The 17,894-nt window shown below is 69.4% G+C and carries 21 protein-coding genes; 17 read left to right on the forward strand and 4 right to left on the reverse strand.

Features of this window, described 5'->3' with window-relative positions:
- The first annotated feature begins 41 nt into the window (after window positions 1-41).
- The 11 genes from MA876_RS04850 (at window position 42) to rpsN (ending at window position 7,829) form a co-directional block, all read left to right on the forward strand.
- Window positions 42-1,010, forward strand: coding sequence for a metal ABC transporter solute-binding protein, Zn/Mn family (locus MA876_RS04850; RefSeq protein ID WP_248146560.1), 969 nt, complete (start codon window positions 42-44; stop codon window positions 1,008-1,010).
- Window positions 1,007-1,810, forward strand: a complete 804-nt coding sequence (locus MA876_RS04855; protein WP_248146561.1) for a metal ABC transporter ATP-binding protein — start codon at window positions 1,007-1,009, stop codon at window positions 1,808-1,810. The genes MA876_RS04850 and MA876_RS04855 overlap by 4 nt, the downstream gene beginning before the upstream one ends.
- Window positions 1,807-2,664, forward strand: coding sequence for a metal ABC transporter permease (locus MA876_RS04860; protein WP_248146563.1), 858 nt, complete (start codon window positions 1,807-1,809; stop codon window positions 2,662-2,664). Before MA876_RS04855 ends, MA876_RS04860 begins: the two co-directional genes overlap by 4 nt.
- Before the next feature lie 41 nt (window positions 2,665-2,705).
- Window positions 2,706-3,119, forward strand: a complete 414-nt coding sequence (locus tag MA876_RS04865) for a Fur family transcriptional regulator (RefSeq protein WP_248146565.1) — start codon at window positions 2,706-2,708, stop codon at window positions 3,117-3,119.
- Entirely contained in the window at window positions 3,106-4,146 is a 1,041-nt protein-coding gene (locus MA876_RS04870; protein ID WP_372491485.1) for a permease, read from the forward strand. Before MA876_RS04865 ends, MA876_RS04870 begins: the two co-directional genes overlap by 14 nt.
- Window positions 4,136-4,870 carry a TIGR03943 family putative permease subunit gene (locus MA876_RS04875; RefSeq protein WP_248146567.1) on the forward strand — a complete coding sequence of 245 codons (735 nt, stop codon included), beginning with the start codon at window positions 4,136-4,138 and terminating at the stop codon, window positions 4,868-4,870. Before MA876_RS04870 ends, MA876_RS04875 begins: the two co-directional genes overlap by 11 nt.
- A complete protein-coding gene (locus tag MA876_RS04880) occupies window positions 4,860-6,311 on the forward strand; it encodes a hypothetical protein (RefSeq protein WP_248146569.1) in 1,452 nt (483 codons plus the stop codon). The genes MA876_RS04875 and MA876_RS04880 overlap by 11 nt, the downstream gene beginning before the upstream one ends.
- Entirely contained in the window at window positions 6,308-6,973 is a 666-nt protein-coding gene (locus MA876_RS04885; RefSeq protein ID WP_248146571.1) for a DNA-3-methyladenine glycosylase, read from the forward strand. The genes MA876_RS04880 and MA876_RS04885 overlap by 4 nt, the downstream gene beginning before the upstream one ends.
- A 140-nt stretch (window positions 6,974-7,113) precedes the next feature.
- On the forward strand, window positions 7,114-7,350 hold the full coding sequence (rpmB, locus tag MA876_RS04890) for a 50S ribosomal protein L28 (protein ID WP_150449445.1): 237 nt from the start codon (window positions 7,114-7,116) through the stop codon (window positions 7,348-7,350).
- Entirely contained in the window at window positions 7,350-7,520 is a 171-nt protein-coding gene (gene rpmG / locus MA876_RS04895; RefSeq protein ID WP_005051772.1) for a 50S ribosomal protein L33, read from the forward strand. Before rpmB ends, rpmG begins: the two co-directional genes overlap by 1 nt.
- 3 nt (window positions 7,521-7,523) lie before the next feature.
- Window positions 7,524-7,829, forward strand: coding sequence for a 30S ribosomal protein S14 (gene rpsN / locus MA876_RS04900; RefSeq protein WP_248146573.1), 306 nt, complete (start codon window positions 7,524-7,526; stop codon window positions 7,827-7,829).
- A gap of 61 nt (window positions 7,830-7,890) precedes the next feature.
- On the opposite strand, the gene MA876_RS04905 is transcribed toward rpsN, so the two are convergent.
- Window positions 7,891-8,697, reverse strand: coding sequence for an alpha/beta hydrolase (locus MA876_RS04905; RefSeq protein ID WP_248146576.1), 807 nt, complete (start codon window positions 8,695-8,697; stop codon window positions 7,891-7,893).
- A gap of 98 nt (window positions 8,698-8,795) precedes the next feature.
- Here MA876_RS04905 and MA876_RS04910 point away from each other — a divergent pair, with 98 nt between their 5' ends.
- From MA876_RS04910 to MA876_RS04920, 3 genes are all read left to right on the forward strand, one after another.
- Window positions 8,796-9,383 (forward strand): TetR/AcrR family transcriptional regulator, encoded by a 588-nt coding sequence (locus MA876_RS04910; RefSeq protein ID WP_248146578.1) that lies wholly within the window; start codon window positions 8,796-8,798, stop codon window positions 9,381-9,383.
- 198 nt (window positions 9,384-9,581) lie between these two features.
- Window positions 9,582-9,869 carry an HU family DNA-binding protein gene (locus MA876_RS04915; RefSeq protein WP_179435630.1) on the forward strand — a complete coding sequence of 96 codons (288 nt, stop codon included), beginning with the start codon at window positions 9,582-9,584 and terminating at the stop codon, window positions 9,867-9,869.
- 128 nt (window positions 9,870-9,997) lie between these two features.
- Window positions 9,998-11,974 carry a bifunctional copper resistance protein CopD/cytochrome c oxidase assembly protein gene (locus MA876_RS04920; protein WP_248146580.1) on the forward strand — a complete coding sequence of 659 codons (1,977 nt, stop codon included), beginning with the start codon at window positions 9,998-10,000 and terminating at the stop codon, window positions 11,972-11,974.
- 6 nt (window positions 11,975-11,980) lie between these two features.
- On the opposite strand, the gene MA876_RS04925 is transcribed toward MA876_RS04920, so the two are convergent.
- Window positions 11,981-13,054 carry a hypothetical protein gene (locus MA876_RS04925; protein ID WP_248146582.1) on the reverse strand — a complete coding sequence of 358 codons (1,074 nt, stop codon included), beginning with the start codon at window positions 13,052-13,054 and terminating at the stop codon, window positions 11,981-11,983.
- A 118-nt stretch (window positions 13,055-13,172) separates the two neighbouring features.
- On the opposite strand from MA876_RS04925, the gene MA876_RS04930 reads away from it, so the two are divergent.
- A complete protein-coding gene (locus tag MA876_RS04930; RefSeq protein ID WP_248146584.1) occupies window positions 13,173-14,555 on the forward strand; it encodes an ATP-dependent DNA helicase in 1,383 nt (460 codons plus the stop codon).
- Here MA876_RS04930 and MA876_RS04935 read toward each other — a convergent pair.
- Both MA876_RS04935 and MA876_RS04940 read right to left on the reverse strand, forming a co-directional pair.
- Window positions 14,552-15,205: a biliverdin-producing heme oxygenase gene (locus tag MA876_RS04935; RefSeq protein WP_248146586.1), complete on the reverse strand. Its 654-nt coding sequence runs from the start codon at window positions 15,203-15,205 to the stop codon at window positions 14,552-14,554. The two genes, MA876_RS04930 and MA876_RS04935, sit on opposite strands and share 4 nt — an antisense overlap.
- Before the next feature lie 47 nt (window positions 15,206-15,252).
- A complete protein-coding gene (locus MA876_RS04940) occupies window positions 15,253-15,564 on the reverse strand; it encodes a DUF2470 domain-containing protein (protein ID WP_248146588.1) in 312 nt (103 codons plus the stop codon).
- 74 nt (window positions 15,565-15,638) lie between these two features.
- On the opposite strand from MA876_RS04940, the gene MA876_RS04945 reads away from it, so the two are divergent.
- Together MA876_RS04945 and MA876_RS04950 are read left to right on the forward strand one after the other, a co-directional pair.
- On the forward strand, window positions 15,639-16,916 hold the full coding sequence (locus MA876_RS04945) for a serine hydrolase domain-containing protein (protein ID WP_248146590.1): 1,278 nt from the start codon (window positions 15,639-15,641) through the stop codon (window positions 16,914-16,916).
- 8 nt (window positions 16,917-16,924) lie between these two features.
- Window positions 16,925-17,800, forward strand: a complete 876-nt coding sequence (locus MA876_RS04950; protein ID WP_248146592.1) for an EamA family transporter — start codon at window positions 16,925-16,927, stop codon at window positions 17,798-17,800.
- Window positions 17,801-17,894: the final 94 nt, after the last annotated feature.

A 17,894-nucleotide genomic window follows, 5' to 3' on the forward strand; every position in this document is an offset into this window, starting at 1 on the left:
CACGATTTGAGAACGATTATCAATAACGTTAGGCTCGACGCGTGACCACTCGACGCATCGTGCTTCCGACCGCCCTGGCCGCGGCATCCGTCCTCGTCCTCGCCGGCTGCGCATCCACGCCGACGACTGACGACGGGCGCATCGCCGTCGTCGCATCGACGAACGTGTACGGCCAGATCGTCGAGGCGATCGGCGGCGATCTCGTCGACGTCACCTCGATCGTGTCGTCGGCCTCGCAGGATCCGCACTCCTTCGAGCCGAGCGCCCGCGACCAGCTCGCCGTCTCGCGCGCGGCGCTCGTCGTCGAGAACGGCGGTGGGTACGACGCGTTCGTCGACACTCTCATCGACGCGAGCGGGACGGATGCCGCAGTCATCACCGCCGTGGAGCTCTCGCACGACTGGCCCGAGAACGAGGGGCACGACGACGAGGCGACCGAAGAGGCCGACCACGACCACGACCACGAGGGCCACGACCACGTCGAGGGCTTCAACGAGCACGTCTGGTACGACCCGCACACGATCGAGCACGTCGCCGAGGCGATCGCCGAGGAGCTGAGCGAGATCTCCCCCGATGACGCCGCGACGTTCACGGCGAACCTCGACGAGTTCCTCGCCGGCATCGCCGACCTCGAAGCCGGCCTTGCGGATCTCGACGCAGCGCACGGCGGCGCCGAGATCTTCGTGACCGAGCCCGTCCCGCTCTACCTGACGAATGCAGCAGGGCTCGTCAACGTCGCGCCGGACGCCTTCACCGAAGCCGTCGAAGAGGGCCAGGACGTGCCTCCCGCGACGATGCTCGAAGCGCTCAAGCTGCTGCGCGGCGGCACGGTGGAGCTCGTCGTCGTCAACGCGCAGACCGGCGGCGCCGAGACGACCGCCGTCACCGACGAGGCCGATGGGGCGGCGATCCCCGTCGTCGACTTCACGGAAACGCTGCCGGAGGGCCAGACTTACCTCTCGTGGATGCAGTCGAACATCGAGGCGCTGGGCCAGGCGCTGGCACCGTGACGCCGGCGCTCACGATTCGCGACGCGTCGCTGCGGCGCGGGGATCGCGAATTGTGGAGCGGCCTCGACCTCGATGTGCAGCCGGGCGAGCTCATCGCGATCCTCGGGCCGAGCGGTTCGGGCAAGACGACGCTGCTGCGCGCGATCCTCGGTCTCGAGCAGCTGAGCGGCGGCACGATCACCGCTCTCGGTGAGCCGGTGCGCGGCCGAGGCAGCCGTCGGATCGGGTACATCCCGCAGCAGCGCCCGTTGCCGCGCGAGACGTCGTTGCGCGGTCGCGACCTCGTCGCGCTCGGCATCGACGGACACCGCTTCGGGTTCCCCGTCCCGAGAAGAGGAGACAGAGCGCGCGTCGACGCGCTGATCGAGGCGGTGGATGCCACGGCCTTCGCCGAGCGGCCCGTCGGGCTCCTCTCGGGCGGCGAGCAGCAGCGCCTGCGCGTCGGGCAGGCGCTCGCCGACGATCCACGGCTGCTGCTGTGCGACGAGCCGCTGACGAGTCTCGACCTCGCGAATCAGCAGGCCGTCCTCGGCCTCATCGACCGGCACCGCAAGGAGACCGGCGCCGCCGTCATGCTCGTGACGCACGACATCAACCCGCTGCTGGGCAAGGTCGACCGCATCCTCTACATCGCGAACGGGCGGTTCATGCTCGGCAAGCCCACCGAGGTGCTCCGGTCGGACGTACTCACCGATCTCTACGGCGCGCACGTCTTCGTGCTGCGGGCCGGCGACCGGCTCGTCGTCGTCGGCGCTCCGGATGCGGAAGAGTCGCACCACCACCACGAGGAGCAGTCGTGAATTGGGCCGACATCGCCGACGCCATGTTCGGCGGACTCCCCGACTACGCCGAGATCCTCGCGCTCGTGTCGAACTCGGTCATCGCGGGAGCAGTTCTGGGGCTGGTCGGCGGCCTCGTGGGCGTCTTCGTCATGCAGCGCGACATGGCCTTCGCGGTGCACGGCATCAGCGAGCTCTCGTTCGCAGGCGCAGCGGCGGCGCTGCTCATCGGGGTCGACGTCGTGACCGGCTCGATCGTGGGATCCCTCATCGCCGCGGCGATCATCGGCTGGCTGGGCGCGCGGGCACGTGACCGCAACTCGATCATCGGCGTGCTCATGCCGTTCGGTCTGGGCCTGGGCATCCTCTTCCTGTCGCTCTACGACGGACGCAGCGCGAACCGCTTCAGCCTTCTGACGGGGCAGATCGTGTCGGTGCAGACCGGCCAACTCGGCTGGCTGATCGGCATCAGCGCCTTCGTGCTCCTAGGGCTGCTGCTCATCTGGCGGCCGCTGCGCTTCGACTCGCTCGACCCGCAGGCCGCGGCCGCGCGGGGCGTGCCGACGACGGCTGTCTCGCTGGGGTTCATGCTTCTCCTCGGGCTCATGGTCGCCGTCAGCGTGCACATCATCGGCGCGCTGCTCGTCATGGCGCTGCTCGTGACCCCGGCCGCCGCCGCGATGCGGATCGCGACCGGGCCGCTCGCGGTGCCGCTGCTCGCGAGTCTGTTCGGCTTCGTCTCGGCCGTCGGCGGCATCCTGCTCGCGATCATGGGAACCCTGCCGGTGAGCCCCTACATCACGACGATCTCGTTCGTCATCTATCTCGTCTGCCGAGGGATCGGCGCCCGCCGGGATCGCGTCACGCGCGTCTGACTCCCAGGCCCGTCAGAAGCGCGAAAGGTAGACTCCGGCCCATGGTCCAGCGCAACACGTGGCAGCGCGAGCGCGTGCGCGAAGCGCTCTCCGACGCCCCCGGCTTCGTGAGCGCGCAGTCGCTGCACGCCACGCTGCGCGATGAGAACACGGGCATCGGCCTCGCGACCGTCTATCGCGCGCTCGCGGGACTCGCGGCGCAGGGCGACGCGGATTCGCTGCAGAGCCCCGAGGGTGAGGCGCTCTACCGCGCGTGCTCGACCAGCGGTCACCACCACCACCTCATCTGCCGGTCGTGCGGCAAGACCGTCGAGATCGAGGCATCCGACGTCGAGCACTGGGCCCGGCGCACCGCCGAGAGCCACGGCTTCAGCGAAGCCGAGCACATCGTCGACATCTTCGGGCTGTGCTCGGATTGCACCGCGGCCCGGGCGAGCGAGCGTGTCGCGGACTGATCTGCCGACCGGCGAGGCCACGCGCACCCGGCGACCCCCGCAGAGCGCGGGGCGCATTCTCGTCCCGCTCGGCATCGGCGCGGTCGTCGTGGGCGCGCTCTTCGCGATCGACGCGTTCGCGCCGGGCTTCTTCGCCGACGCGCTGCCGACGCGTGCGCAGGACGGCCTGACCCTCGCGATCAGCGTACTGATCGAGTCGCTGCCGTTCGTCGCGCTCGGCGTCGTGCTGTCGATCGTCGTGCAGGTGTGGGTGCCGCCGGGTGTCATCGAGCGATGGATGCCGCGGCGGGCGTGGGCGCGGCGAGCCGTGCTCTCCCTCCTCGGCATGATCGTCCCGGTGTGCGAGTGCGGCAACGTGCCGTTCGCGCGCGGCCTGCTCATGCGCGGCTTCTCGGTGCCGGAAACGCTCACATTCCTGATCGCGGCGCCGATCGTGAACCCCATCGTGATCATCACGACGCACCAGGCGTTCGGATTCTCGGACGGCATCCTGATCGCGCGCCTCATCGGCGGCTACGCGATCGCGAACCTCATCGGATGGCTCTACAGCCGGCATCCGTCCCCCGACGCGCTGCTCACCGACCGGTTCCGCGACACGTGCGAGCTCGTGCTCGACGAGCCCGGTGGGAAGGGTCGGCGCAGCATCGCTCAGTTCGTGATCGAGCTGCGCGCCGTCATGCCCGCCCTCATCATCGGTTCGGCTCTCGCGGGGGCGGTGCAGGTGCTCATCCCCCGCGACGTCCTCCTCGCGATCGGATCGAACCCGGCGCTGTCGATCGTCGCGATGATCGCGCTCGCGATGGTCGTGTCGATCTGCTCGAACGTCGACTCGTTCTTCGCGCTGTCGTTCGCATCGACCTTCACGCCCGGTTCGATCGTCGCGTTCCTCCTCGTCGGTCCCCTGGTCGACGTCAAGATGCTCGCGCTGCTGCGCACCACCTTCACGACCCGCACCCTCGCCGGTCTCGTCGTGGTGGTCGTGCTGTCGGCCTTCGCGATCGGGGCGGTGGTCAACCTTGTGGCATAGCCTCGCGACCCGCTGGCTCGGCGTCGGACTCGCGTCGATCATCGCCGCCGTGACGATCGCGCTCGCCGCGACCGGCCGCCTGGGTCTCTACATCAACCCCGAATCGTCGTGGTTCGCCGTCGGGATGGCGGTCTTCGTCCTCTTGGGGGCGATCGCGAGCTTCGCGCTGCCGCTCGGCGACGAAGAGGACCACGGGCACGATCACGAGCACCACCACGGCCGAGACCGTGTCGGGCTCGCGGCCTCGATCTCGGGCGGGGTCGTCGCATCCATCGTCGCCCTCGCGACCCTCGTGCTCCCGCCCGCCTCGCTGTCGGCGGAGCTCGCCATGTCGCGCGACGTCGGCGCGCCGCCGCTCTTCGCCGGGGCGGATACCGTCGCTCTCGCAACGACAGGAGACACGGCCTCGTTCGGCATCGGCGAATGGTCGGCCGTCTTCGCGACGGCGACCAATCCTGAGGCGTTCGACGGTGACGACGTGACGCTCACCGGCTTCGTCACAGACGGCGAGAACGGCTTCGGGCTGACGCGCCTCGTGATCACGCACTGCGTCATCGACGCGCAGACCGCGACGATCCCCGTCTCGGCATCGGGTTCGGCGCCGGGCACGGGCCAGTGGGTCACGGTCGAAGGCACCGTGCGCTCGATGCCCGACGGACGTCTCGTGATCGACGCGTCGTCGGTCGAGGCGATCGACGAGCCGACGGACCCGTATGAGTACTGAGCCCACGACGCGCCGCGGCGCGGCCGGGTCGCGGCGCGAGCGGGATCGCGCCCGCCGCCGCCGCGCGTACCTCCGCGGGTTCGGCATCGTGCTCGGCGCACTGGCCGTCATCGGCGCGGGCGCGGCCGCCGTCGGCGTCGTGCAGGGTCCTCGCGTGACCGCGGTGCAGGTGGACCCCGCCGCCGCGACCGTGTCGTCGGGTGCGCGGCTCATCGTGACGACGTCGCAGGCGCTCGCCGACGTCGACCCTGCGCAGGTCACGGTCGATCCGGCCGTGCCGTTCACCGTCGACACGTCGGGCCGCAGCGTCGGGGTGCGTTTCACGCAGCCGCTGTGGGACGAGACGCAGTACACGGTCTCGATCGCCGACGTGACCGGGACGGGCGGCGGTGCGACGGCGACGATCGTGGAGTCGTTCACAACCCCTGCTGTCGACTTCCACCTGCTCCAGCGCGGCGGCGCCGACGGCGACGGCGACGGCGACACGGTCCTGCGCGCGGATCTCGCCGGCGAGACCCTGCCGATCTTCACGTCCTCGCACATCGAGGACTTCCGTGCGACGGCATCCCACCTCGTCATGTCCGTGCGGACCGACGAGGACGAAGCCTCGCTCATCGTGAGTGGTCCGAGCGGCGGGGGGATACGTCCGCTGCCGCTGCCGGGCAGCGGCTTCGTCTCGAACCTGCAGGCCGCTGATCGCGGCGAGGTCATCGGCTACACGTTCTCGGACGCCGACCTGGGGGCCGACGGCGGACTCGAGAGCGCACTTTTCACGGCGTCCCTCGCGGCGGGGGCGTCGGATGCCGACCCCACACCGATCGTCGTCGAGGGCGCTGATCCGCGGGTCGCGGAGTGGCGCTTCGTGCCCGACACCGACAGCATCCTGCTCCTCGGCTTCGACGGCACGCTCATGCTCACGGGCTCGACGGGCGGAGCCGGGACATCCCTCGGCACGGCCCTCGCGATCGAGGGTGTCGCGGGTACGGACGCGATCGTCGAGCGCCTCGAGGGCATGGTCGTCATCGACCTGACGGACGGCAGCGAGCAGCCGCTCGTCGCGGCCGACGGCGAGGAATCGCTCGGCACACTGCGGTCGGTGCTGCCCGTCGCCGGCGGCGGGACCCTGCGCACGTACGGGCGGTTCGATGACACCGGCCTCGTGTCGGAGGGGACCTCGGTCGCCTTCGTGAGCGACGACGGCACCGTGAGCGACGTCTCGGACGTTCCGGTCGAGGATGCCCTCGTGCAGGTGTGCGCGTCGCCCAGCGGCCGGTACGCGGCGGTGCTCGTCGCGCCGAGCGCCGTAGACAATCCGTACGACACCTATCAGCTGCCTCTGCCCGAGACGCTCGAGACCCGGATCGTGCAGATCTCGGACGGCGCCCCGGTCGAGACGGTCTCGGGCTTCGACATCTCGTGGTGCCGGGTGCCACCGCAGTGACCCTGCACGCAGCCACGCGCGAAGAGCTCGCCGACCTGCCGCTCGCGGTGGCACCGCGTCTGCTCGGCGGACTGCTGCGCACAGCCGTCGACGGCGTCGAGGTCGCCGTGCGGCTCACCGAGGTCGAGGCTTACCACGGGCAGGGCACGGGCGAGGTCCCCGACCCCGGATCGCACGCGCGCATGGGCCGGACGGCTCGCAATTCCACGATGTGGGGCGAGCCCGGCCACCTCTACGTGTACCTCAGCCACGGCATCCATTCCTGCGTCAACGTGGTGTGCGGTCCCGACGGGGTCGCGGGCGGGATCCTCCTGCGCGCGGGCGAGATCGTCGCGGGCAGGGATGCCGCGGCACGCCGCCGTCCGGCTGCGCGCAGTCCGCGCGACCTCGCGCGCGGACCCGGCCGGCTCGGCGATGCCGTGGGGCTGCGGCATCCCGCCCACGACGGCATCGACGCGATCACCGCCGCAGCCCGGCACGGCGCCACGGCGCGGCTGTGGCTGCGCGACGAGCCGCTCACGGCATTCGCATCGGGACCTCGCGTCGGGGTCGCCGGCGTCGCGGGGACGGATGCCTTCCCCTGGCGCTTCTGGATCCCGGGCGATCCCTCGGTGTCGGCGTTCCGCTGGGGCAGGGGCGCAGGACCCACCGTGCTAGACTGACTCTTTGTCTGCGCGCACTCCAGCACGCAGTACGTATCCCACCTCTTCGAATGCGGCTTTCGCCGTGCCCGAGCAGGGGGATGCAGACAAGGGATCTTGGGTGGGGCCGTCCGGCTCCACGGTACTAAGGAGACATCACTATGGCAGCAGTGTGCCAGGTGACTGGAGCAGTTCCCGGCTTCGGTCACAGCATCTCGCACTCGCACCGCCGGACGAAGCGCCGCTTCGACCCGAACGTGCAGAAGAAGACGTACTACGTGCCGTCGCTTGGGCGCAACATCAAGCTCAACGTGTCGGCCAAGGGCATCAAGGTCATTGACGCACGCGGCATCGAGTCCGTCGTCAAGGATCTCCTCGCGAAGGGGGTCAAGCTCTAATGGCCAAGAAGGCTCAGGACGTCCGTCCGATCATCAAGCTGCGGTCGACCGCGGGCACGGGTTACACCTACGTCACGCGCAAGAACCGCCGCAACAACCCCGACCGCATCGTGCTCAAGAAGTACGACCCGGTCATCCGCAAGCACGTCGAATTCCGAGAGGAGCGTTGATCCATGGCTAAGAAGAGCAAGATCGCGCGCAACGAGCAGCGCAAGGTGGTCGTCGACCGCTACGCCGCCAAGCGCGCCGAACTGAAGAAGGCGCTCGTCTCGCCCGAGTCGACGGACGAGCAGCGCGAGGCGGCCCGTGTCGGCCTCCAGAAGCTGCCCCGCAACGCGTCGCCCGTGCGCGTGCGTTCGCGCGACGTCATCGACGGTCGCCCCCGCGGTGTCCTCACGAAGTTCGGCATCTCGCGTGTCCGCTTCCGTGACATGGCGCACCGTGGCGAGCTGCCCGGCGTGACCAAGTCGAGCTGGTAAGCACCACACAGCACTGAGGGCCCCGAGATCTCCGGATCTCGGGGCCCTCGTCGTTCCAAGGTCAGGCGGCGTGCGACGTCGCCCACTCGAGGGCGAAGTCGGCGACCTCCTCCCAGCCGTCCTGGCTGACGATGCGGTGCGTGCGGCCGGGGTAGTACTTGTAGTCCACGACGGCCGGGCTGCCGGTCGCCTTGTACTTCTTCACGATGGCCTCGCCGATCGCGGGCGGAACGATGTGGTCCTTCTCGCCCGTGATGATGAGGAGCGGGGCGCGGTCGGTGCGGCCGTAGTCGACGTGGGATGCCCCGCCCTTCTCGTTGAACGCCCCACCGACGCCCTCGAAGAAGACGCGGTTGTAGGAGTTGACGGCGTACTCCTCCCACAGCGCATCCGACTCGTCCCGGGGCAGGTCGTTGCCGAACGTGAAGTGGAAGTGGCTCTTCGACAGCGGCTTCGCGCCGTTGCGGCCGAAGGGATTCGACAGGATCGGCGTGCCGGTCCACAGCGTCGACAGCGGCAGTGTCGTGATCCCCGCCGGCTGACCGGGGGTCACGCCGACGTACGCGGCGCCGAGCCCGCGGTCGGCGAGCATCTGCGTGAACAGTCCGCCGAACGAGTGGCCCATGATGATCGGCTTCTCGGGCAGGGCGCGGATGATGCGGTCGTAGTGGTCGACGATCTGCTTGATGCCGATCCCCTCGAGGGCTTCGGGGTTGCGGCGGATGTCGGCGACCTCGCGATCGTCGATGCCGGGCCAGCCCGGCACGATCACTTCGTGGCCCTGGGCGCGGAAGCGCTCGGCCCACGTGTCCCAGCTCTTCGGCGTCATCCACAGGCCGTGGATCAGGACGATCGTCTTCTTGCTCATGATGGTTCTCCTTCGGGGATGGGATCGGTGCTACGCTACGATGGTAGACCGAACGTTCTATCTACGCAAGGGTATTCCCAATGGAAGAGAATGAAGACATGAGCACGACGATGGATGCCGCGCCCGCCCGCCCGGCGTCGGCCAGGCAGCGACTGATCGAGGCGGCGACCGAGCTCTTCTACGGCGAGGGCATCCACTCGGTGGGTGTGGACCGCATCATCGAGACCGCCGGCGTCACCCGCGCGACGATGTACAAGCAATTCGCGGGCAAGGAGGGCCTCGTCCTCGCCTACCTCGAGGGGGAGGACCGCGGCCTGCGCGATCTGTTCGCGGTCGCCGCATCCGCCTCCGACGACCCCGACGTCCTGCTCGAGCTCGTCGTAGAGGGCATCTCGGCCGACATCCGAGATCGGCACACACGCGGCTGCCCGTTCGTCAACGCTGCCGCCGAGTACCCCGACGGCGGACCCGTGCGCGCGTTGATCGCCGACCACCGCGAGTGGTTCCGCAGCACCCTCGAGCAGCTCGCCGCGGGTGCCGGACTTCGCGAACCGGCGGAGGTCGCGGCATCCCTCGTCCTGCTCCGCGACGCCGCTCTCGTGGGCGGCTACCTCGACGGACAGGACCGCGTCGCGCCGGCTTTCGCGCGCACGGCGCGGGGAGTCATCGCGGGCGCGCGGGCGTGAAACGCGCGTCACAACCGCCACATTCGTCACATCTGAACCCCGACACGCCGCCGGATGTGTCCGCGCACGGCGGAAATCCGCGATTTTCCGCGGATTCTGGCTATAGTCGAGGCGGTCGATCCGACCAGCCGGGGGGCACTCGCCAACCGGTCCCAGCAATAGAGGCGGCGCATCTGTCGCCTTTTGGAGGACAACCCAATGGCTGACAAGTCCATCACCAAGACCGAACTCGTCGCGAGCATCGCGAGCGCCACCGGTCAGAGCCAGGCCGCCGTCTCGGGCGTGCTCGACTCCCTCTTCTCCACGGTCTCGGAGGCCGTCGCCAAGGGCAGCAAGGTCTCGATCCCGGGCTGGATCTCGTTCGAGCAGGTCGCCACCTCGGCTCGCACGGGCCGCAACCCGCAGACCGGCGCCGAGATCAAGATCCCCGCGGGCAAGCGCGTCAAGGTCACGGCCGGCTCGAAGCTGAAGGCTGCGGTCAAGTAACGACTTCGCACACGAAGGGGGGATGCCACGGCATCCCCCCTTCGTCGTTTCGTCTCGCTGCGCTCGTTCGACGACCCCTGCTCGCGAGCGCGACCGGAACGAAACGCCGACGCACGTAGGCTTGAGTGGTGAACGCGCGTGTGCTGCGGGCCGCAGGCCCGGCGATCCTGATCGTGGCCGCACTCGTCGCGATCGTGTGGGGCCTCGCGTATGGCGGAGGAGCAGCAGAGCTCACGACCGGGGACCCCGGCGCTTTCGTGCGCTGGAGCCTGCCGATCGCGAAGCTCTTCGTCAACCTCTCGGCCGCCGGGATGGTGGGCGTGCTGGTAACGGCGCTGTTCACGCTCGAGGCGGGGGAGCGCCCCTTCGATGCCGCATTGGATGCAGCATCCATCTCCGCCGCGATCTTCACGATCTCGTCCGCGGCGACCGGATTCCTGAGCTTCATCGACGCGTTCAACCCATCGCTCAGCGCGGGTCCCGAATTCGGCGCGCAACTGGGCCGCTTCCTCGTCGAGACCGAGTTCGGTCGCACGTGGCTCATCACGACCGTCGCCGGGGCCATGCTGACGGTGCTGACCTTCGCCGTGCGCTCTTGGACGGCGACGCTCTTCGTCGCGATCCTCTCCATCGCCGCGCTCGTGCCGATGGGCACACAGGGGCACTCGGGCGAGGAGGCGTTCCACCACGAGGCGATGACGGCGCTCATCCTGCACATCATCGCCGCCGCCGTGTGGCTCGGCGGGCTGCTCCTGATGGTGATCGTCCGGCCCCTGCAGACGCGCGACGAGACGGCGACGATGCTCGCGCGATACTCCAGCATCGCGCTCGCCGCCTTCATCGTCGTCGCGATCAGCGGCACCGTGCGCGCCGCGATCGGCCTGCGCGACGTCTCGGCGCTCTTCTCGCCCTACGGGCTCATCCTCATCGTGAAGGTCATAGCTCTCGTCTCGATCGGCGTCCTCGCCGCCTGGTACCGTCGGCGGCTCATCGGCCGTCTGCGCGAGGACGGAGCATCCCGACGCTTCTGGGGACTCATCGCTCTGGAACTCGCGCTCATGGGAATCGCGAGCGGCGCGGCGGCGGCGCTCGCGCGCACGCCTCCGCCGGTGCCGGCCGTGATCCCCGAGCGGCCGACCCCCGCCGAGGTGCTCACGGGCGCGCCGCTGCCGCCCGAGCTCACGATCGACCGCTGGTTCACATCGTGGAACGTCGACCTGATCTGGGCCTTCGCCGCCGGATTCGGGCTCTTCCTGTACGTCGCGGGTGTGTGGCGCCTCTACAAGCGCGGCGATCAGTGGCCGGTGTTCCGGACGGTGATGTGGATGCTCGGGCTCCTGCTCCTCGTCTGGGTGACCGCGGGCCCGGTCAACGTCTATCAGGACTACCTGTTCAGCATGCACATGATCGGGCACATGCTCCTGAGCATGGCGATCCCGGCGCTGCTGGTCGTCGGCGCACCCGTGACCCTCGCCGCGCGCGCGATCCACAAGCGCGACGACGGCACCCGCGGCGGGCGCGAATGGATCCTGTGGGCCGTGCACTCGCCCGTCGCCCGCGTGCTGACCAATCCGTTCGTCGCTGCCGGACTCTTCATCGGCTCGCTCTGGGTCTTCTACTACACCGACCTCTTCCGCTGGTCGCTCTACGACCACCTCGGGCACGAGTGGATGGTCGCGCACTTCCTCATCACGGGCTACCTGTTCGCCCTCACCCTCATCGGCATCGATCCCGTGCCCTGGCGACTGCCGTACGCGGGTCGGCTCCTCCTGCTGATCGGCGTCATGGCGATGCACGCGTTCTTCGGCATCGCGATCATGATGCAGTCCGGACTCATGGTCGCCGAGTGGTTCGGCTCGATGGGCAGGACGTGGGGGGCGACGCCGCTCGAGGACCAGTACGTCGGCGGCGGCGTCGCGTGGTCTGTCGGCGAGATCCCGACGCTCATCCTCGCGATCACGGTCGCGATCCAGTGGAGCCGATCCGACGAGCGGATGCAGAAGCGTCGCGACCGCCACGCGGATCGCACGGGTGATGCCGAGCTCGAGGAGTACAATGCCCGCCTCGCCGCGCTCGCCGAGAAGGACGCCCGCGCCGGCCGCTGAGCGACCTCAGCGGGTGTCGGGGCCGCCGACGGCGATCGTGGCCGTGCCGTCGGGGGCTATCGCGATCGTCGCGGTGACGATGAAGGGCACGTCGTCGCTCACCGCGTCCACCGAGCCGTCGAAGATCGAGCGGATGTCGACCTCGATGTGCGCGACGGCGTCGGTCGGCGGGATGACCCAGCCCGCTCCCTCCGGCTGGAGCGTCACCGCGGGCTGCTGCACGATCGACCAGGTCGGCAGCGACGCGATGCGGTCCTGCACGTAGTAGCCGAAGGGGCAGGATGTCGGCTGCAGCACCTGCTGTGTCGCGCACGCCGTCAGGAACTCCTCGACGCGGTCCTGCACGACCGCGACGAACTCATCGGTCGCGTGCGCCTGCACCTCGACCGGGATCTCGGTGAACGGGCTGTCCGAGACGACCGCGACACCCGGGGTGGCCGAGATCGCGGTGTCGACCGCGACGGAGTAGATGCCGGGGGAGAAGACGAGCATCGCGACGGGGGCGAGCGGATCGGCATCCACTCCGTCCGGTGACACCTGTCGCTTGTCGACCTCGAAGCCGTTCACCTCGAAGGTCATCGAGCCTTTGACGACGAGGTCCATGACTGCGAGCGGGCTCGTGCCGAAGCGCCACGTGGGCGCGAGGCCGATCTGGCCGGCGCGCACGACGTCGAACACGGTCGTTCCCTCGTACGTGCCGGCGCGGTAGGCCACGGTCACGCGTGTGGCGTCCGGCACCTCGACCTCGGACACGATCGACACGTCGCTCAGCGCCGCCATCGCAGCACGGCGCAGGAGTGCGTCCGACGCGTAGGGCGGAAGGCCCGCGGCATCCAGCTCCGTCGAATCGACGGCGACGCCCGGTATCGCGAGCGCCTCGCTCGCGCGTCCTTCGCTGATGAGCGAGAGGTAGCGCTCGACGAACGCCGAAGCGCTGTAGAACTGCTTGCCGATCACGGCCACACCGGCCCACACCGCACCCGCCAGCAGAACCCCGACGATGCCCAGCACGACGAGATCGCGCGCCAGGCGCGGACGCCGCCCGGCCGGGGTGGAGTCGCTCGGTTGCGGGGGGCTCACGTCCCCAGTCTAGGAAGACGGGGAGCCGGCTCCTCCCGAACCGTCACATCCGCGCGGTTTCGCACCGGTCGCGCGCGTGCACCGGCAGAGCGCGGCGTCCGCTCGTTAGCATTGATCGGTGAACACGCCCCCGCTGTCTGCCGAGCAGGAGGCGCTGTTCCGGCTCATCGAGGATACGAACGAGCACGTCTTCGTCACAGGGCGCGCAGGCACCGGCAAGTCCACGCTCCTGCAGTACCTCGCCTGGAACACGTCCAAGCAGATCGCCGTGTGCGCACCCACCGGCGTCGCTGCCCTCAACGTCGAGGGTCAGACGATCCACTCGCTCTTCCGCCTGCCGATCGGCCTCATCGGCACGACCGACGAGAAGCAGTCCGACGCGACGCGCAAGATCCTCAACGCGATCGAGACCCTCGTGATCGATGAGATCTCGATGGTGAACGCCGATCTGATGGATGCCATCGACCGCTCGCTCCGCATGGCCCGCGGTCGGCGCAACGAGCCGTTCGGCGGCGTGCAGATCGTGATGTTCGGCGACCCTTATCAGCTCGCACCGGTGCCGCCCAAGGGCGACGAGCTGCGCTACGTGCAGGACCACTACCGGTCGTTCTGGTTCTTCGACGCCCACGTGTGGGCGGGCGCCCCCGCAGCCGAGAGCGACGGACTGATAGACCTCGGTCGCCACGGCACGGATCTGCACATCCGCGAGCTCGTCGACATCCATCGGCAGTCCGACGCGGGATTCAAGGCGATGCTCAACGCCGTGCGCCACGGCGTCGTGACGGCCGATATCGCCGGAAAGCTCAACGAGGCCGGCGCACGGGTTCCGCCCATAGCATCCGACGACGAGCCGCCCATCATCACGCTCGCGACGCGCAACGACATCGTGAACGGCATCAATCGCCGTCACCTCGAGGCGCTCAAGGGCCGCGAGCAGACGGCGGTCGCCGAGGTGAACGGGGACTTCGGGCGGGGGGATGCCGGGTACCCCGCCGACCCGCAGCTCAAGCTCAAGGTCGGCGCGCAGGTCATGTTCCTGCGCAACGACCGCGGCTCGTTCCCCGATCCGCCCCGGTGGGTCAACGGAACGATCGGGCGGGTGACCCGCATCGCGGGCGGCACGGTGCGCGTCGACGTCGACGGCGACGAGTTCGACGTCGAGCCCGCGGTGTGGGAGAAGTACCGCTACGCCTACGATCCAGGGTCCAAATCGCTCACACGCGACATCGTGGCGGAGTTCACGCAGTTCCCCCTGCGCCTCGCGTGGGCCGTGACGATCCACAAGTCTCAGGGCAAGACGTACGACCGGGCGATCGTCGACCTCGGCTCGGGCGCCTTCGCGCCGGGTCAGACGTACGTCGCGCTCTCGCGACTCACGTCGCTCGAGGGGCTCTACCTCACGCGGCCGCTGCGGCCGAGCGACATCCGCGTCGACCTCGACGTGCGCCGATTCATGGCGGATGTCAGACGCGAGGCATCCACGCCCCGGCTTTCGGGCTAGGCGACGTCGGCGGCCTTCGCGCGCGACAGGTCCTCGAAGAGCTCGGTGTTGAAGCGATACGCGAGCAGCACTTCGTCGATGACGCGCTCCCGTTCGGCGGCATCCCACGGCGCGGCATCGAGCTGTTCGCGATAGACGTCCTTGAACGCGGCGGGGTCGGCGATGTCGTCGAACAGATAGAACCCGATGCCATTGGTCTCGAAGCCGAATCGGCGGGCCATCAGGCGCCCGATGAACTGACCGCCGGACAGATCGCCGAGATAGCGCGTGTAGTGATGCGCGACGAACCCGCCCGCCCACGTCGCGCCGACCTGGTCGATGCGCTCGACGTAGCGCCTCGTCGTGGGCAGCGGCTCGATCACGTCACGCCAATCGGGACCGAGGAGGAACTCGAGGTCCGCTTCGAGAGCGGGCAGTCGGGTGAGCTTGTCGCTGATGAAGACGGATGCCACGGGGTCGTTGCGCATCTGCCCGGCCGTGCGCTCGAGAGCTTCGTAGATGAACCAGTGCTGCGCGACGAGTGCGATGTAGTCGTCGCGAGTGCCTTCGCCGCGCACGAGGTCGGCCATGAAGCCCGCGTGCTCGCTGCCCGAGTGCGCACCCGACGAGCGCTCGCGCAGCGCGGTGGAGAAGGAGATGACGTCGCTCATGCGGCCATGATACGGGAAGTTAGGGCAACCTAACCACCGCGAAATCGTCAGGCGTGCGGTCGCGGTGCGACGCCGAGCCGCCCGCACGCGAGGTCGTACAGCGCGACGATCTCGCGGCGCACCTCGGGGCGCTCCGAGATGGGGCCCCCCGGCCACGGCACGCGCACATCGACCGTTCCCCCCGTCGGGCTGACGGCGAGCCAGTCGCCGCCGTCGCCGTCGAAGTCGACCATCGTCGACGACGTCGCGTCGGCGTCCGGGCCGAATGCGCGGGCGATGAGCAGATTGTCGTCACCGTGGTCGCCGTTCATGTGCCCGAGCACGGCGGACCGCACCGATTCGTCGAAGATGTGCGTCATACTTCACAGCCTACGGACGGCCGTTGCACGGTCGTTACTCTGGTGTGTTTGAATTCAATGCACGACCGGGGGTGATGCGAGTGAGAACCAGGGCGCGGATCGCTGCGGCCGCCAGTGCCGTCGTCGCGCTCGTCGTCGCGCTCGCGGCCTGTTCCGTCTCACCGCAGACCGAGGTCACCCTCCCTCCCCAGGTCGACCGCGCGTTCCCGGACGACGTGACCGCGCAGTTCGACGACGCCGTCGCCAACGCGATGGCCGCCACCGGAGCATCCGGGGCCATCGTCGGCGTGTGGGCGCCGTGGAGCGGAGCCTGGACGGCTGGGGTCGGCACGCAGTACCCCGGTTCCTCCGACGCCGTCACGACCGACATGTCGTTCCGCGTCGGTCAGCTCACTCGTCCCATGACGTGCGACGTGCTGTACGCCGTCGCCGCAGAGGGCAGAGTGAACCTCGATGATCCCGTGCCCATGTACGTGTCCGGCGTCGCCGATCTGACGGACGTCACGCTCGGTGACCTCTGCGATGGAACGTCCGGCATCGGTTCGTACTCCGGGCAGCTGCGACCCCTGTGGATCGCGAACCCGTCACGTGTCTGGAACCCGCGCGAGCTGGCGAGCTTCGGGCTCGGCGCCGATCGCACGACCGAGCCCGGTGAGGGCTTCCGCGATTCCGACGCGGGCTACGTCCTGCTCGGCCTCGCCCTCGAGCGGGCGACGGGTAAGACCGCCTCCGCCCTCATCCAGCAGTATGTGGCCGCGCCCCTGGGCCTCACCGGTACTCAGCTCCCGTCTGTCAAGCCGGCCGCACCCAGCGGCGACCCGCTGACCGGCCTCGTCTCGCTGCCCATCGAGGGTGGAGTGAACTGCGTCGAACCCCTCGACATCACCGAGGTCTCCTCGAGCATCGGCTACACCGACTCCGGTGTGGTCTCGACGCTCGACGACATGCGCCACTACGTGCAGGCCTTGGCGACCGGCGCCTCGGCTCCCTCCGAAGCCGCAGCGGATCGGTTCGAGGGGGGCAAGCCCACCTATGCCAAGGCTCCGTCGTGGCTGACGACGGCCGGTGGCGCGGTCCTCTCGGGTTCGCTCGTCGGGCAGAGCGGCTGGGTGCCGGGCTATTCGACGGCCGCGTACTCCGACCCCTCGACCGGCCTCACCGTCGTCGTCGTCCTCAACAACTCCGCGACCAACCAGGCGGGGGCGCTCGCGTGGGAACTCGCATCCCTCGCTTCGAAGGCCCCGGCGGCCGAGGGCCAGACGGCTCCCGAGGCGGGGCTGCCGTGGACGGCTGAGCAGTACCACCAGGCGATCGCCGCCCGCCCGGTGTGCGCGCCGCCCGCCGCGGGCTGATCTTCCTCGTGCGCGCACGATCCGGGCAGACCTCTGCCCTCCTGCTGGTCATCGCAGGACTGGCGTGCCAAGAGGTCGGGGCGTCCCTCGCCGTCCTGCTGTTCCCCGCGGTCGGACCGCTCGGGATGGTCATGCTGCGCCTCGTCTTCTCGGCCGTCGTGCTTCTCGTCATCGCACGACCTTCGCTGCGCGGTCATTCGCGCGACGGGTGGCTTGCCGTGCTCGCGTTCGGACTCGTGCTCGCCGTCATGAACGCGCTCTTCTACCTGGCGCTCGAGCGCCTCCCGCTCGGCGTCACCGTCACGATCGAGGTGCTCGGCCCTCTCGTGCTGTCGATCGTCGCGGCCAAGCGCGCCTCGGCGTGGCTGTGGGCTCTTCTCGCGCTCGCCGGGGTCGTCGCCTTGGGCGGTGGGGGCTGGGATCGCCTCGATCCGCTGGGGGTCGTCTTCGCGCTGGGCGCTGCGGCGAGCTGGGCGTTCTACATTCTCGCCTCTGCCCGGGTGGGCCGTGAGTTCCCGCGCCTCGACGGTCTCGCCCTCGCAATGTCCGCAGGCGCGCTCCTGTCGCTCCCCTTCGGGATCCTGGATGCCGGAGCAGCCTTGTTCCGGATCGAGCTTCTCGCGATCGGAGCCGCGGTCGCGGTGCTGTCCTCGGCGATCCCCTACGCGCTCGAACTCATGGCACTGCGCCGGCTTCCGGCATCCGTGTTCGCGATCCTCATGAGCCTCGCGCCCGCGACGGCGGCCATCGCCGGCTTCGTCCTGCTCGGGCAGCACATGTCCTGGCTCGAGATCGTCGGCATCGCCCTCGTCATCGCGGCGAGCGTCGGTGCCATCCGCTCCTCCGGGCGGGCAGCACGCCAGACGGCGGAGCCGCTCGGCTGACCGGGCGCTTTGCGCTGGGATCAGCCATCGACCGCGCATAATGACAATCGGGGGTCGCGCCCGAGGGCGGATTGGCAATATCCTGCACGAATCC

This window comes from Microbacterium aoyamense (assembly GCF_023155855.1).
In the GTDB taxonomy this organism is placed as follows: Bacteria; Actinomycetota; Actinomycetes; order Actinomycetales; family Microbacteriaceae; genus Microbacterium; species Microbacterium aoyamense.

What these genes read in the sequence shown, in the direction of transcription:
- MA876_RS04905 (WP_248146576.1), bottom strand. Translation starts at nt 8,697, where the DNA reads ATGAGCAAGAAGACGATCGTCCTGATCCACGGCCTGTGGATGACGCCG.
- MA876_RS04940 (WP_248146588.1), bottom strand. Translation starts at nt 15,564, where the DNA reads ATGACGCACATCTTCGACGAATCGGTGCGGTCCGCCGTGCTCGGGCAC.
- MA876_RS04865 (WP_248146565.1), top strand. Translation starts at nt 2,706, where the DNA reads ATGGTCCAGCGCAACACGTGGCAGCGCGAGCGCGTGCGCGAAGCGCTC.
- MA876_RS04915 (WP_179435630.1), top strand. Translation starts at nt 9,582, where the DNA reads ATGGCTGACAAGTCCATCACCAAGACCGAACTCGTCGCGAGCATCGCG.
- rpmB (WP_150449445.1), top strand. Translation starts at nt 7,114, where the DNA reads ATGGCAGCAGTGTGCCAGGTGACTGGAGCAGTTCCCGGCTTCGGTCAC.
- MA876_RS04880 (WP_248146569.1), top strand. Translation starts at nt 4,860, where the DNA reads ATGAGTACTGAGCCCACGACGCGCCGCGGCGCGGCCGGGTCGCGGCGC.
- MA876_RS04945 (WP_248146590.1), top strand. Translation starts at nt 15,639, where the DNA reads ATGCGAGTGAGAACCAGGGCGCGGATCGCTGCGGCCGCCAGTGCCGTC.
- rpmG (WP_005051772.1), top strand. Translation starts at nt 7,350, where the DNA reads ATGGCCAAGAAGGCTCAGGACGTCCGTCCGATCATCAAGCTGCGGTCG.
- rpsN (WP_248146573.1), top strand. Translation starts at nt 7,524, where the DNA reads ATGGCTAAGAAGAGCAAGATCGCGCGCAACGAGCAGCGCAAGGTGGTC.
- MA876_RS04910 (WP_248146578.1), top strand. Translation starts at nt 8,796, where the DNA reads ATGAGCACGACGATGGATGCCGCGCCCGCCCGCCCGGCGTCGGCCAGG.
- MA876_RS04935 (WP_248146586.1), bottom strand. Translation starts at nt 15,205, where the DNA reads ATGAGCGACGTCATCTCCTTCTCCACCGCGCTGCGCGAGCGCTCGTCG.